The following is a 12,455-nucleotide window of genomic DNA, read 5'->3' on the forward strand; positions in this document are numbered from 1 at the left end:
TCCACCAGTTGGGGAGCTTCATCGTCTACAAGGCGGCCCGGCATGGGGTCGCCGTGATCCACGTTGATCCGGCCTACACCTCCCAGACCTGCTCGGCCTGCGGGCATGTGGACAAGGCCAACCGGCCGGGCCAGAAATCCTTCTCCTGTACGTCGTGCGGCTTCGCTGAGCACGCCGACGTCAACGCGGCCCGCAACATCGCCTCGCGCGGTGTCGCGGGCTGGGCAGTGAGTCACGCTGCCGACGACGCGGCCTGACCCGTACCCGCCAGGTACGGCGAGGAGCTGCAAGCTCGGCCCTTCAAGGCCGAGAAGCTGACCCCCGGTGTCCTTCGAGAGAGACCGCGTGGGCGGCCGGCCGCAGGGAACTCGAGGACGTCGCCTCCGCTGCGCGGTAGTCCTCGACGTCCCGCGTGACCTCCTCGTCCACCAGGTCGTGGTCGACGGCGATCGCGGCCGTCGACCCCATGCCTGCCGCGGTGACGACCTGTGCCCGCCGGTCGGCGACGTTGCCCACTGCCCACACCCCGGGCACGCTGGTCCGGCCCGAGGGATCGGTGGTCACCCAGCCGCTCTCGTCCCGCTCGCAGCCGAGGCCGGTCAGCAGGGCGTCGCGGGGCACCATGTGCGGAACGACGAACACCGCGCTGCGGGGCACCACGCTGCCCTCGGCCAGCTCAATGGCGCGCAATCGGTCGCCGTCCACCACCAGCCGCTTGACCGCGCCGTCGATGATGCGCACTCCGCGGGCGGCCAACCGCTCGCGCTCGTCGTCGGTCAGGTCGAGGGTGTGCGGGAAGAAGACGGTGTCGGCCGACCACCGCTGCAGCAGCAGCGCTTGGGACACCGCGCCCGGGTGGGTGCCCAGAACACCGATCGGCTCGTCACGGACCTCGTGACCATGGCAGTACGGGCAGTGCAGCAGGTCCCTGCCCCACCGCTCGCGAACCCCGGGGATCTCGGGCAGCTCGTCGCGCAGCCCGGTGGCCACCAGCACCCGCCTGGCCCGGAGTGCCGGGCCGCCCGCCAAATGCACCAAGAAGCCGGGGTCGATGTGGTCCACCCGGCCGTCGATCAGGTCCACGCCGTATCCGGCGACCTCGGTCCGGCCGACTTCCAGCAGGGCCGCCGGTGGCATCCCGTCCCGGGACAGAAAACCATGCATGTGCGCGGCCGGGGCGTTGCGGGGGGTCCCGGCGTTCACCACCGCCACCCGGCGGCGGGCGCGGCCCAGTACCAGGGCGGCGCTCAGCCCGGCCGCGCCCGCGCCGACCACCACCACGTCGTACGCCGAATCGTTCGTTGCCGCGTTCTTCGTATCGCTCACGGCGATCACCTCCGCCCTCAGGCTGCAGTCACCACAACGAGAACGGCAACCTTTGTTGCTGTTTCCGGGAACGTTGCGGTGGAATGAGGGCATGGAAAACGCGTCCGCGATCGCCGCCGCCCTGGCCGAGGTCGGCCCCCGCCTCAAACGCCTGCGCACCGAGCGCGGCGTCACCCTGGCCGCGCTCTCCGAGGCCACGGGCATCTCCAAGAGCACCCTGTCCCGACTGGAGTCCGGCGAGCGCCGCCCCAGTCTGGAACTCCTGCTCCCGATCTCCCAGGCCCACCAAGTGCCGCTTGACGAACTGGTCGGCGCCCCCGAGGTCGGCGATCCCCGCGTCCGGCTCACGCCCCAGCGCGTGAACGGCAACGTGGTGCTGCCCCTCACCCGGCAGCCCGGCCCGCTGCAGACCTTCAAAATGGTCCTTCCAGCGACCAGGAGCACGCCGGAGCCGTGTACCCACGAGGGCTACGAGTGGCTCTACGTCCTGTCCGGACGCCTGCGGCTGATCCTGGCCGACCACGACCTGATCCTGGGCCCGGGGGAGGCCGCCGAGTTCGACACCCGGCTGCCGCACTGGTTCGGCAGCACGGGTCAGGGGCCCGTCGAGGTCCTCAGCCTTTTCGGCCGCCAGGGCGAGCGCATGCACGTACGCGCCCGCCCCCGCCCCCGTGACAAGCCCGGCCACTGACCGTAGGCTCACGGCCCGCACCACCGCACGTCTCTCAACCCCGACTCCGGTGTTCCGCCCTCCGCGCATCGGCCTCCGCTCGTGGGCGTGGAACGCGGCCCAGCACACCAGCAGGGCCAGCACGAACGCCGGCAGCAGCGAGCAGCCAGCCGAAGCCGTCAGGGACGGTGTGCAGGCCCGGCAGCGGCCCACCCGCGAACATGCCGATCGCGGTCACCGCGATCATGGCGGTCTGGTGCCAGAGGAAGATCGTCATCGCGGAGAGGTTCGCCAGCACCACGAACGCCCACACGGCCGGGCGGCGTAGCCCCCGCCGCAGCGGACCGAGCAGCAGCAGGGCCGCCCCGCACTGGGCGAGCCCGATCAGCGAGTTCGCTTTCCTGCGGCCGAAGCCCGACGGCTCCTCAGCGGCCGAGCTCGCGGCGCTCACCCCCCGGGAAACGCAGGTTCTGCGGCTGATCGCCGAGGGACTGTCCAATCCGGAGATCGCGGCGCGGTTGACCGTCACAGAGGAGACCGTGAAAACACACGTCAGCCGCGTGCTGAGCAAGCTCGGATTACGCGACAGGACGCAGGCGGTCGTCGCCGCGTACGAGACGGGACTGGTCGTGCCGGGCTCCCGTGGGCCGAGATGACTCGCGGTCAGACCAGCCGCGGCATCGCAGCCTCGGGTCACTCCTCGGGCAGGAGCCTGGCGAGCAGGGGGCGCAGTTCGCGTTCGGCGTCCGCGCCGAGGAGGTCGAGGACCTCTGCCTGGAGGCGCTCCACCGCGTCGCGGACGACGACGAGCCGTTCCCTGCCGAGGCCCGTGAGCTCCAAGGCGTACCGGCGACGGTCGTGCGGATCCTGGCCGCGGGCCACCAGCCCGAGCTGGACCAGTTCCTCGACGATCTGAGCTGCGGCGGGCTCGGTGATGTTCATGCGGCGGGCGAGTCGCTGCTGGGGGCAGGGGCCCAGCTCGTCGATCGCCGCGAGGGAGCCGAAGTGCCGGGTGCGCAGCCCCGCGTCGGCGAGGAACGCGTCGCCCATCCGGCGCAGGCGGTAGTGCGCCTGCGCGACGAGGTACGCGGTGGTCTGGAGGGGTTCCGGCTCCGGAAGCAGGAGGCTCAGCAGCTCGTTGAGGCGCTGCCGTTCGGGCGACGTCAGGGGAGCGGTTATCCGGGCGTCGCGGGCGGCGACCGCCTCGCGCATGGCCTCCCGTGCCTTGCGGCCTTCATCGGTGATCGACAGCACGTATGAACGCCGGTTGGCCGGGTTGCGTGTGCGGGTCACGTACCCGGCGTCCTGGAGCCGGTCGATCAGCCGCACCATGATCGTCCGGTTGATGCCGAGCCGTTCGGCCAGCTCGTGCTGGGAATCGGCGTCCTGATCCGCGAGCGTGTCGAGGACCACGAAGTCACGGGACTGCGGATCGTCCCGCAACGCCTCGGCGGTGAACCGGGCGTACACGCGGCGCAGCAGCGCCCCGAGGGAACCGCGCAGCGCGGTCGAGAGCGTCCGTTCCTCCACTGATCCTCCACCTCCGGCCGGCAGCTTACTCCAATGGGTGATAGTTACACGAGCAATTAGTTGGCATGTTGACAGTTGCCTGCATGCACGATTAGCGTCGCCGGCATCTTCAAGGGAGGAACGACATGACGTTCACGCTCGACATGACGATGATGTTCGCGATGCACGACGCTCTCCGGCGGGAGCTGGAGCGCATCGCCCGAGTCGCCGCTCGGACCGGCGACGACCCACGGCGGGTGCTGCGGACCGCCGTAGGCTGGGAGATGTTCAAGATTTTCCTGCGGGCGCACCACACGGCCGAGGACCTCGCGCTGTGGCCGGTCATGCAGCGGAAGCTGGAAGGCCGCCCGGACGATCTCGCCCTGCTCGACGCGATGGAGGCCGAGCACGCCGCCATCGACCCCCTGCTGGCCGGCGTGGACGCCGCGCTGGCCGACCGCGACCACGGCCTGGAGCGCCTCGGCGGCTTGGTCGACGCCCTGGTCACCGGCTTGAGCGGTCACCTGCGCCACGAGGAGGACGAAGGGCTCGCGCTGATCGACGCTACCCTCGCCGAAGGGCACTGGCAGAACTTCTCCACGGTGCACCGTGACCGGATCGGCGACAACGCGCCCCGTTACCTGCCCTGGCTCCTGGACGGCGCGGACGACCGGACCACCGCGCGGATCCTCAGCCGCATGCCGGCGCCGATCCGCACCGCCTACCACGACGAGTGGCGCGTGGCCTACGCCGACCTCACCCTCTACGCGTGAACGGCAGGCCGCCGCTGCTGCGGTGCTCAAGATTCTTTGGCACGGTGTCGTATGGGAGCTTTCGCCGATCGTCTTCCTGGTGAGGGCCGGTAACCGGGCCGCGCTGACCACGCGGCGGAGCTTTTCCGCGGCGCTGCCGGCCGGCCGACGGGCCCACCGGGGAGAAAGCGACAACACGAGGGAGAGGCCAGGGTGAAGTACGTCCTGATGTTCGTCGAGACCGAAGAGTTCGCCAAGGAGTTGGAGGCGATGGGCGAGCGGGAGCGCGAAGCCGCCTACGAGGCCGTGGGCCGCTGGTTCGCCGAGCACTCCGGCAAGATCACTCACCACACCCACCTGGCGCCGGTGCACACCGCGACCACCGTACGCCTCAGTGGCGGTAGTGAGCCGGTCGTCACCGACGGGCCGTTCGTGGAGGGCAAGGAGGTCGTCAGCGGGTTCGTCGAGGTTGAGGTGGCCGACCTGGACGAGGCGCTGAAGCTGGCCCGGTCGTGGCCGGCGTGCCCGATCGTGGAGATCCGCCCAGCCTCATGAGCGGACCGTGCCCGGGGCAGGTGAGCCAGGAGGTGCTGGCCCGAGTGGTGCGTGAGCACGCGGGCCGGCTGGCCGCCTGCCTGGTGTCGCTGCTGGGCGACTTCTCCGCGGCCGAGGACCTGGTGCAAGACGCCGTGGAGATCGCACTGCGCCGCTGGCCGGACGAGGGCGTACCGGACCGGCCGGACGCCTGGCTGTTCACCGTCGCCCGGCGGCGCGGCCTGGACGTGCTGCGGCGGGAGACGAAATACCACGCCAAGCTGGCCCAGCTGTGCTGGATCGAACCATCCCGACCCGACGACCGGCTGCGGCTGATCTTCACCTGCTGCCACCCGGCCCTGTCCCGGGCTGCGCGGATCGCGCTGACGTTGCGGGTGGTGTGCGGGCTGAGCACGGCGCAGATCGCCGCCGCGTTCGTGGTACCAGAGGCGACGGTGGCCCAGCGGCTGACCCGCGCCAAACGGAAGATCACCGAGGCGGGCATCCCCTACCGCATCCCGGCCGCCGACGACCTGCCCGAACGGCTGGAGACCGTGCTGGCGGTCATCTACCTGCTGTTCAACGAGGGCTACCTGTCCAGCACCGGCGACTGCGCCCACGCGCGGGACCTGGTCGACGACGCCGAATGGCTCGCCACGCTGCTGGCCGACCTCATGCCGAACGAGCCGGAGGTGGCCGGGCTGCTGGCCCTCATCCGGCTGCACCGGGCCCGCGGCGCCGCCCGCTTCGACGCCCGCGAGCACCTGGTGCTGCTGGCCGACCAGGACCGCGGCCTGTGGGACCGGCAGGCCATCGCCGAGGCGAGCGCTCTACTGATGCGCACCGCCCGTGCCCATCACCGGCCGGGGCCGTACCAGCTGCAGGCGGCGATCGTGGCCTGCCACGCCGAGGCCGACAGCTTGGAGCGCACCGACTGGGCACAGATCCTGGTGTTGTACGACATGCTGCTGTGTCTGACCCCTTCGCCGATCATCCGGCTGCACCGCGCCATAGCCCTGCGCTACGCCAAGGGGCCCGAGGAGGCGCTGGCCGAGCTGACCAACCTGGAGAAGGCATTGGCACGCCATCCGCTCTTTCACGCCACCCGCGCCCAACTGCTGCGCGAGCTCGGCCATAACGCACAGGCTCGGGAGTGCGACGAGCGCGCATTGGCGCTGACCGCCAACCCGGCCCAGCAGGCCCTGCTGCGGGAGCGGCTCGGCTGGAGCTGACGCCACTCCTCCTGCTGCGGACCGATCACGTCCTCAGGCGTCCTCCTCCTGCTCGCCGAGCGGTCTACGTGGTCAGTCCGGTGTTCGGCTCGCTGATCTGCCAGGGAGCGTGTGCGCGCGTCGTCCGGGCGCGTGCCTCGACTCGCAACGCGTAGGCCGGGCGCGACGGAGCCGGGTCGGAGCCGGGCGGGACGGGGCCGAGGTGTTCCTCGCCGGCGGCGCGCAGGCTGTACTGGATCTGGGCGCCGGGCATGGTCGTGACACCTTGTACTTCGCTCGCCGTGGGCTGGCCGTGCACTTCTTCGACCGCGCCCTGGTGGACGCGCTCGCCGAGGGCTGGATCGGCCTGGAGGTGCACGCCTTCACCAAAGGCGAACTGCCACGCAGGCTGTGGCGCATTACCCAGCGCCGCCCGTGACGGCCGACGAAGCCCGGCCGGCGCACGCTCTCCTGCGACATCGTGATCACCACGCCACCGGCAGGGCGGTCAGGCCGCCGGTCAGCACGTGCGGGTTGAAGCGCAGCTCCTCCACCGCCATGTCCAGTCGCAGCGTCGGAAAACGGGCGGCGAGCTGGGAGAAGACGACCTGCAACTCGAGGCGCGCGAGCGGGGCGCCGATGCAGAAGCGGGCGCCGTGCCCGAACGTCAGATGCGGCACCGCCTGGCGGGTGATGTCGAAGCGGTCGGGGTCGCCGAAGACGCCGGCGTCGTGGTTGGCCGCGCCGGTGTCCAGCAGCACCAGATCACCCGCCCGCACATGTACGCCGGCGACCTCCAGATCGGTGCGGGCGTAGCGCGGGATGCCGCCGCCCCCCAGACGTGGGGCGCGCAGGATCTCTTCCACCGCGGCATCGATCCGGGCGGGGTCGGCGACCAGCGCCTGCCACTGGGCGGAGTTGGCCAGCAGCCACAGCACGCCCAGACCGATCGCCACAACCGTGGTCTCGTGCCCGGCGAACAGCAGGAACATGCCCATCGCGGCGGCCTCGTCGTCGCTGACCCCGTCTGCGGCAGCCAGGCGGCTGATGACATCCGCGCCATCGTCGTCGGCCAAGCCCTCGGCGCGTTTGCGGGCAACGAGGCGCTGGCCATAGCCGAACAGCTCGGCAAGTCCCCGCTCTGAGCGGGCGCGGTCGGTGATGTCACCGGCCGCCTGCGTCCAGGCCCGGAACTGCGCCCGATCGGCGTACGGCACGCCGAGAAGCTCACAGATCACCGCGATCGGCAGCGGCAACGCCAGCGCGGCGTGCAGGTCGGCGGGCGGGCCCTGCTCAGCCAGATCGTCGAGCAGGTCGGTGGCGAGCGCCTCAATGCGGGCGCGCAGCGCCCGCATGCGCCGGGGCGAGAAGTGCGGCTGCAGCAGCGAGCGCATCCGAGCATGGTCGCCCTGCTCGGTGTCGAAGTTGCCGAGCGGCCCGCCGAACATCGCCGACTCGCCGGTGCGCGAGGCGGTCTCCGGCGCCGGGTGGGCGCGGCCAAGCCGGTCATCGTCCAGGAGTCGCCGTACTTCCCGGTATCCGGTGACCAGCCAGGCCGGATCACCGACGGCGGTGCGGATGGCGTGGATCGGCCCCTGCCGCTGGAGCGCGCGCAGCGTGGGAGCAGGCCGCATCGGGCCTGGCTGGTCGAACGGGAGCTGCATGGCACCTCCTGGTACACACCAATTTGTAGACTCGCTTGTATATTAAGCTACTTCTACACTCTTGTGTGTACAAGAGGAGGGTGGGAGGCATTGACCGAGACCCCACAGACGCCGGTCCGCCGGATGCGCCGCGCCGAGCGGCGTGAGCAGATTCTGGACGCCGCCACCCGGGCCTTCGCCCGCGCCGGATACGCCGCCACCAGCCTCGACGATGTCGCCGCCGAGGCCGAGCTCACCCGTGCGATGCTCTATCGGCACTTCGAGTCCAAGGCCGACCTGTACCGGGCGGTGCTCGACCGCGCCTGCCTGCGCCTGGGCCAGGCCACGGGGGAGTCCGGCGACTACGATGATCACACCATCCCCGCGCTGCTCGGCGCGGCCGCCGCCGACCCCGACGGCTTCCGGCTGCTGTTCCACCACGCCGCTCGCGAGCCGGAGTTCCGCGATCTCATCGACTCCATCACCGCAGCCTCCGCCGAGATCGCTCGGCGCAATCTCGCCCGCCGCATCCCCGCCGGGCAGTGGCTGGAGTGGGCCTCACACTTGATCCCGCCGCTGACCATCGAGGCCGTCATCGCCTGGCTGGACGCCGGCCGGCCCGACCCCGAGCAGGCGGCCGCCCGCATAGGCCAAGCTATCGCCGGCGTGATCGCCGCCGCGCAACCTGCCCAGTGACCCGATCACGCGTGCTACCTCGGCATGGGTGATGGCGTAGCGGGGGCGGCGTACGGGCAGTCCACCAAGGGCCGGCAGTACGACACGGGCACGGCCCCGAACCAATGCGGTCCGAGGCCGTGGCCTGTCGATCGTCAGGGCCGGTCAGGGTGACCGAGGTCTTCGCCCTGCCGCTGCTTGGGGGTGGTCTACCCCGTCGGCCTGAACGTCCACCGCTGCTGGTTGGAGAGGTCAGGGCTGTTCCCCAACAAGAGCGCCGGACGTCCCGGTGCCGAGTGGGTCACGGAGTCGAACCCCCGAGTGATGGCGACCTGGCCGTCGCCGACGTCACGGAGGGCCCAGTTCCGCTCTGGGGCGGGGTCGCACGGCAACGTGGCGACCATCGGAGGATAGATCCGCTCCAGGGCGACGCTCACGCAGTTGCCGGAGACCGCGTGCTGGATCATGACGTTCTCGCCGCCGTCGAGGAGCGTGACTCTCCACCTGGTGTCACACGGCCCGGACAGGACCTTGGAGTTGAAGTAGCCCTCCCCACGCAGGCATAGGCCCTCGCCGTCGACGATTTCGTACGTCCCCGGCGGGACATGAGCGTTCGTGCCCGCCGACGCGGGGGCGGCCGGCGTGATGGAGGCGGCCGCGGCCAGCACGGCGGCGGAGGCGAGACGGATGCGCACGAGGAACCCTCCCTTGCGACTACATTGCGTCACTGATTATCACGCAAAGTGCGGCCGCGCCTGATGATGTCAGGTCGACCGGGTCCGGTCCGCGGCGATGATCAGCACGCCTCCCAGCACCGCCAGGCTCAGGTTCGCGTAGACCTCGTAGCCGGTGAGGACGTCCACGCGCGGGATGACGACGCGGTTGAAGAAGTTGAGGACAGCGCCGAACACGGGCTGTACGGCCAGATGGTCGATGGTTCCGCTGATGCCGGAGGCGACGAAGTAGAGCCCGACGAGCTGAATGGTGTGACGCATGACGCAACGGTAGGAGTTGCCGCGCGGGCGCGGATCGGCCATCGGAACCCACGTCGCCGACCGAGGTCGCGGTTCTCCCAGGCGCCGTGTTCGACCAAAGGATCGGCCGCCGCGACTTCGGTATCGTCCCTCGCCCGACCTCGCGAGCCCGCCCGGGTGTTCCAGCGCCACGTTCAACCCGCGTCCTGGCGAATCTCTGTCGTGATGTCGGTGCCCGAATGTCGTGGCATAGCCGGATGTCTCCGGGCAGCAGAACGCCCCCGGCGGTCTGCCGGGGGCGTCTGCGGCGTTACACCGATCAGGCGGTGTAGACGGGGTAGCCGAAGCCCGCCACCTGGCTCATCGGCCGGGTGCGGATCTCGACCTTGCCGTTGCCGGTGTTGCCTTCGACGGTCTTGATCGTGCCGTCGCCGTTGTCCTTGATGACCAAGCCGACGTGCTCGACGCCGTAGATGTCCTTGCCGCCGTTCCAGTTGAAGAACACGACCGCGCCGGGCTCGGCGGTGTTGCCCCAGCGGTGGTTGTCCTTGAACCACTTGGCGTGCTGGACCGTGTAGGCGTCCCAGCCGAAGACCGGCCGCAGGCCCGCCTGCTCGCCGACCCAGGAGACGAACATGTCGCACCAGGGGGCGTTGGCGTAGGCGGCGACGCTGCCACCGTCACGGGCGACGGTCTCCTTGGCGCGAGGCGAGTTCATGTACCACTCGTGGAACTTCGTGCCGCCGCCGCTCGAGTTCTCGCTGACGCCGACCTGGCTCTCCGCGATCTTCAGAAGCTGCGAAGCGCTCACCTTGGGCAGCGAGGCGGCTACGTTCACCAGCGGGCTCATGTTGGCTGCCGCCTTCGCCGGAACGGTCTCGGCGTCGGCCACCGCCATGGTGGCGGGCACGGCCACGGTGGCGGGCACGGCCACGGTGGCGAGAACTCCGGCGATCAGGGCAGCGCGAAGGTAGGTCTTCGGGGCTCGCATTACGGGGGTCTACTCCCTTGCTTCCATGCCGCCTACCGGGTTAGCTGACGGGTTCGGGCGTGGAAGTCGCCCTACGGCAGTGATGCCGATTCACCCCAGAAAAGTGGTGGGTCCCCGGCTCCGCGCGGACGCGGACTCGGCGGTCGGCGGTCGGTTCCAGCGACGGATGACCGCGTCATCGGTTATGGGGCAGGCACACCTTGCAGAGGACAGGTATGCGCCGTGTTCCCAAAACGGTAATAGACCGGTTCAAATCGGTCAAGCGATAACAAACCAGAACATATCACCGTAAATGATCGGTTAGGGGCGGTTTGCAGGATCACAATCGCGGCAGGTGATCGCTCCGATCATGTGGCTTCGCCTACCAGCGAGGAGTTTCCGGCGTCGCCGTCGTCCTTCGGAGTGGGCCGACGGGAGACCCTCTACTCGCTTCGGAAAGATCTACATACGAATGCTCGCGGGCATGAGGAAACACCCGCTTCACCATCTACGCGCAGCGACGTCCATGGTGCGCGGGCGATCGCGATCGATGTCGCCTTGACCTTCACGAGAACCGGGCAATCGGCAGGTGCGTCTCGCCTGCGAGGCGGCGCTGACCAGGCGGAAGACGAGTCAGGTGAGCGCGCGCCCGGTCGTGGCGTCGATGTGGTCGGGGATCTCGTCGTGCCGGTCGCCCACGCTCAGGGTCCCGGTCGGCTCGAACAGCAGGATCGAGGCCCCGTTGGCGGAGTAGGGCCGGTGCTCGACTCCGCGCGGGACCACGAAGACCGAACCCCGGGAAAGCTCGACAACGCGTTCCGCCTGGTCGCCGCCTGACCCGCCGTCGCGCAGCGCGATGCTCAGCTCACCCTCGATGACCAGGAAGAACTCGTCGGTGTTGTCATGGGCGTGCCAGACGTGCTGGCCGGCCACCTTGGCGATCCGCACGTCGTAGTCGTTCACTCGGGTGACGATTCGGGGGCTCCACAGCTGGTCGAAACCGGCCAGGGCGGCCCTGAGGTCGATGGGCGTGTTCATCATGTGCCGATCCTGGCTGGGAGTGACCTGCCCGCGAAAGTGCTAGGAATCGCATATGGCGCAAGCATCCTCGCAGCAGCAGCTCGCCGACGCGGCCCGCCGGGTTGTCATGATCGTCGACGAAGGGTCGAACCCGTTCGAGATGGGGGTGGCCACCGAGCTGTTCGGGCTGCGCCGTCCGGAACTCGGGCTGCCGTGGTACGACTTCGCGCTGTGCGCGGCGACACCGGCTGTGCGCATGCACAACGGCTTCTTCACGATGTCGCAGGTGGCGGGCCTCGACGCCGTGGACGGCGCGGCCACCGTGATCGTGCCCAACCGGCCGGACCCGCAGGTCGCGCCGGACCCCGCCGTACTGGAGGCGATCCGCCGCGCCGCCGCGCGCGGCGCCCGCCTGGTGAGCTTCTGCACCGGCGCGTTCACCCTGGCCGCGGCCGGTGTGCTTGATGGCCGCCGGGCCACCACGCACTGGCGCTGGGCGGAGGAGTTCACTGCCCGCTACCCCGATGTACGGCTGGAGCCGGGGGTGCTGTTCGTCGACGACGGCGACGTCCTCACCGCGGCCGGCAGCGCGGCGGCGCTCGACCTCGGCCTACATCTGATCCGTCGTGATCACGGCGCCGACGTGGCGAACGCGGTCAGCCGTCGGCTGGTGTTCGCCGCCCACCGCGACGGCGGCCAGCGGCAGTTCATCGAACGGCCGGTGCCGGCCGTACCGGACGCGTCTCTCGGCCCCGCGCTCGCCTGGGCGCAGGAGCGGCTGGATCAGCCGCTGACCATCGCGGACCTGGCCGACCGAGTCGCGGTCAGCCCCGCGACCCTGCACCGGCGCTTCCAGGCCGAACTCGGCACCACACCGCTCGCCTGGCTCACCGCCGAACGCGTCACCCTCGCCTGCCGGTTGATCGAGCGTGGCGAACTCCGGATGGAGGCGGTGGCCCGGGCCAGTGGCCTGGGTACGGCGGCCAACCTGCGCGCCCAGATGCGGCGGCGGACCGGCCTCAGCCCCAGCGCCTACCGTCGGCGCTTCGGTCCCCCCGTCACGCCCGCCTGACGGGGATCTCCATGGCGACCCCCGTCAGGCGGGCATGAGTGTCACGTACCGCTGTGAGTCCGGCCGCCTTGACCGGCGACCGGACCCGCTGGCTGCGCG

General features: G+C 70.3%; 16 protein-coding genes, 1 pseudogene and 1 riboswitch. Of the genes and pseudogenes, 9 read left to right on the forward strand and 8 right to left on the reverse strand.

The window, feature by feature from the left end; translation table 11 throughout:
• The coding region (locus tag QSK17_RS19520) for a zinc ribbon domain-containing protein (protein ID WP_285706337.1) at nt 1-257 on the forward strand (257 nt) is incomplete at its 5' end.
• 43 nt (nt 258-300) lie between these two features.
• Here QSK17_RS19520 and QSK17_RS19525 read toward each other — a convergent pair.
• Complete coding sequence (locus QSK17_RS19525; protein ID WP_285706339.1) at nt 301-1,326, reverse strand: NAD(P)/FAD-dependent oxidoreductase; 1,026 nt, start codon at nt 1,324-1,326, stop codon at nt 301-303.
• Nucleotides 1,327-1,417: 91 nt separating this feature from the next.
• Between QSK17_RS19525 and QSK17_RS19530 the strand changes: the two genes are divergently transcribed.
• Both QSK17_RS19530 and QSK17_RS19535 read left to right on the forward strand, forming a co-directional pair.
• Nucleotides 1,418-2,017, forward strand: a complete 600-nt coding sequence (locus tag QSK17_RS19530) for a helix-turn-helix domain-containing protein (RefSeq protein ID WP_285706340.1) — start codon at nt 1,418-1,420, stop codon at nt 2,015-2,017.
• 401 nt (nt 2,018-2,418) lie between these two features.
• A pseudogene (locus tag QSK17_RS19535) lies at nt 2,419-2,652 on the forward strand (response regulator transcription factor); the annotation flags it as partial.
• 37 nt (nt 2,653-2,689) lie between these two features.
• Here the strand turns inward: QSK17_RS19535 and QSK17_RS19540 are convergent.
• Nucleotides 2,690-3,526 (reverse strand): MarR family transcriptional regulator, encoded by an 837-nt coding sequence (locus QSK17_RS19540; protein WP_285706341.1) that lies wholly within the window; start codon nt 3,524-3,526, stop codon nt 2,690-2,692.
• A gap of 125 nt (nt 3,527-3,651) precedes the next feature.
• Here QSK17_RS19540 and QSK17_RS19545 point away from each other — a divergent pair, with 125 nt between their 5' ends.
• The 3 genes from QSK17_RS19545 (at nt 3,652) to QSK17_RS19555 (ending at nt 6,023) form a co-directional block, all read left to right on the forward strand.
• Nucleotides 3,652-4,278, forward strand: coding sequence for a hemerythrin domain-containing protein (locus tag QSK17_RS19545; protein ID WP_285706342.1), 627 nt, complete (start codon nt 3,652-3,654; stop codon nt 4,276-4,278).
• A 192-nt stretch (nt 4,279-4,470) separates the two neighbouring features.
• Nucleotides 4,471-4,812, forward strand: coding sequence for a YciI family protein (locus QSK17_RS19550; RefSeq protein WP_285706343.1), 342 nt, complete (start codon nt 4,471-4,473; stop codon nt 4,810-4,812).
• Entirely contained in the window at nt 4,809-6,023 is a 1,215-nt protein-coding gene (locus QSK17_RS19555; protein ID WP_285706344.1) for an RNA polymerase sigma factor, read from the forward strand. Before QSK17_RS19550 ends, QSK17_RS19555 begins: the two co-directional genes overlap by 4 nt.
• Before the next feature lie 64 nt (nt 6,024-6,087).
• Here the strand turns inward: QSK17_RS19555 and QSK17_RS19560 are convergent, their stop codons facing one another.
• Complete coding sequence (locus QSK17_RS19560; protein WP_285706345.1) at nt 6,088-6,276, reverse strand: hypothetical protein; 189 nt, start codon at nt 6,274-6,276, stop codon at nt 6,088-6,090.
• A gap of 12 nt (nt 6,277-6,288) precedes the next feature.
• On the opposite strand from QSK17_RS19560, the gene QSK17_RS19565 reads away from it, so the two are divergent.
• Complete coding sequence (locus QSK17_RS19565) at nt 6,289-6,441, forward strand: hypothetical protein (protein WP_285706346.1); 153 nt, start codon at nt 6,289-6,291, stop codon at nt 6,439-6,441.
• A gap of 46 nt (nt 6,442-6,487) precedes the next feature.
• Here the strand turns inward: QSK17_RS19565 and QSK17_RS19570 are convergent, their stop codons facing one another.
• Complete coding sequence (locus QSK17_RS19570) at nt 6,488-7,666, reverse strand: cytochrome P450 (protein WP_285706347.1); 1,179 nt, start codon at nt 7,664-7,666, stop codon at nt 6,488-6,490.
• A 90-nt stretch (nt 7,667-7,756) separates the two neighbouring features.
• Here QSK17_RS19570 and QSK17_RS19575 point away from each other — a divergent pair, with 90 nt between their 5' ends.
• A complete protein-coding gene (locus QSK17_RS19575) occupies nt 7,757-8,341 on the forward strand; it encodes a TetR/AcrR family transcriptional regulator (protein ID WP_285706348.1) in 585 nt (194 codons plus the stop codon).
• Nucleotides 8,342-8,529: 188 nt separating this feature from the next.
• Here the strand turns inward: QSK17_RS19575 and QSK17_RS19580 are convergent, their stop codons facing one another.
• The 4 genes from QSK17_RS19580 to QSK17_RS19595 form a co-directional block, all read right to left on the reverse strand.
• Nucleotides 8,530-9,015, reverse strand: coding sequence for a ricin-type beta-trefoil lectin domain protein (locus tag QSK17_RS19580; protein WP_285706349.1), 486 nt, complete (start codon nt 9,013-9,015; stop codon nt 8,530-8,532).
• Nucleotides 9,016-9,084: 69 nt separating this feature from the next.
• Nucleotides 9,085-9,315, reverse strand: coding sequence for a hypothetical protein (locus QSK17_RS19585; RefSeq protein WP_285706350.1), 231 nt, complete (start codon nt 9,313-9,315; stop codon nt 9,085-9,087).
• A gap of 298 nt (nt 9,316-9,613) precedes the next feature.
• Complete coding sequence (locus QSK17_RS19590; protein ID WP_285706351.1) at nt 9,614-10,285, reverse strand: CHAP domain-containing protein; 672 nt, start codon at nt 10,283-10,285, stop codon at nt 9,614-9,616.
• Between the two features lie 14 nt (nt 10,286-10,299).
• Nucleotides 10,300-10,437, reverse strand: a riboswitch (cyclic di-AMP (ydaO/yuaA leader).
• Nucleotides 10,438-10,897: 460 nt separating this feature from the next.
• Nucleotides 10,898-11,305 carry a cupin domain-containing protein gene (locus QSK17_RS19595; RefSeq protein ID WP_285706353.1) on the reverse strand — a complete coding sequence of 136 codons (408 nt, stop codon included), beginning with the start codon at nt 11,303-11,305 and terminating at the stop codon, nt 10,898-10,900.
• Nucleotides 11,306-11,357: 52 nt separating this feature from the next.
• Between QSK17_RS19595 and QSK17_RS19600 the strand changes: the two genes are divergently transcribed.
• On the forward strand, nt 11,358-12,356 hold the full coding sequence (locus QSK17_RS19600; RefSeq protein ID WP_285706354.1) for a helix-turn-helix domain-containing protein: 999 nt from the start codon (nt 11,358-11,360) through the stop codon (nt 12,354-12,356).
• Nucleotides 12,357-12,455: the final 99 nt, after the last annotated feature.

It is taken from the genome of Microtetraspora sp. NBRC 16547 (assembly GCF_030268965.1).
Classification (GTDB): Bacteria; Actinomycetota; Actinomycetes; order Streptosporangiales; family Streptosporangiaceae; genus Microtetraspora.

What these genes read in the sequence shown, in the direction of transcription:
- QSK17_RS19545 (WP_285706342.1), top strand. Translation starts at nt 3,652, where the DNA reads ATGACGTTCACGCTCGACATGACGATGATGTTCGCGATGCACGACGCT.
- QSK17_RS19570 (WP_285706347.1), bottom strand. Translation starts at nt 7,666, where the DNA reads ATGCAGCTCCCGTTCGACCAGCCAGGCCCGATGCGGCCTGCTCCCACG.
- QSK17_RS19600 (WP_285706354.1), top strand. Translation starts at nt 11,358, where the DNA reads ATGGCGCAAGCATCCTCGCAGCAGCAGCTCGCCGACGCGGCCCGCCGG.
- QSK17_RS19555 (WP_285706344.1), top strand. Translation starts at nt 4,809, where the DNA reads ATGAGCGGACCGTGCCCGGGGCAGGTGAGCCAGGAGGTGCTGGCCCGA.
- QSK17_RS19595 (WP_285706353.1), bottom strand. Translation starts at nt 11,305, where the DNA reads ATGATGAACACGCCCATCGACCTCAGGGCCGCCCTGGCCGGTTTCGAC.
- QSK17_RS19590 (WP_285706351.1), bottom strand. Translation starts at nt 10,285, where the DNA reads ATGCGAGCCCCGAAGACCTACCTTCGCGCTGCCCTGATCGCCGGAGTT.
- QSK17_RS19560 (WP_285706345.1), bottom strand. Translation starts at nt 6,276, where the DNA reads ATGCCCGGCGCCCAGATCCAGTACAGCCTGCGCGCCGCCGGCGAGGAA.
- QSK17_RS19585 (WP_285706350.1), bottom strand. Translation starts at nt 9,315, where the DNA reads ATGCGTCACACCATTCAGCTCGTCGGGCTCTACTTCGTCGCCTCCGGC.
- QSK17_RS19530 (WP_285706340.1), top strand. Translation starts at nt 1,418, where the DNA reads ATGGAAAACGCGTCCGCGATCGCCGCCGCCCTGGCCGAGGTCGGCCCC.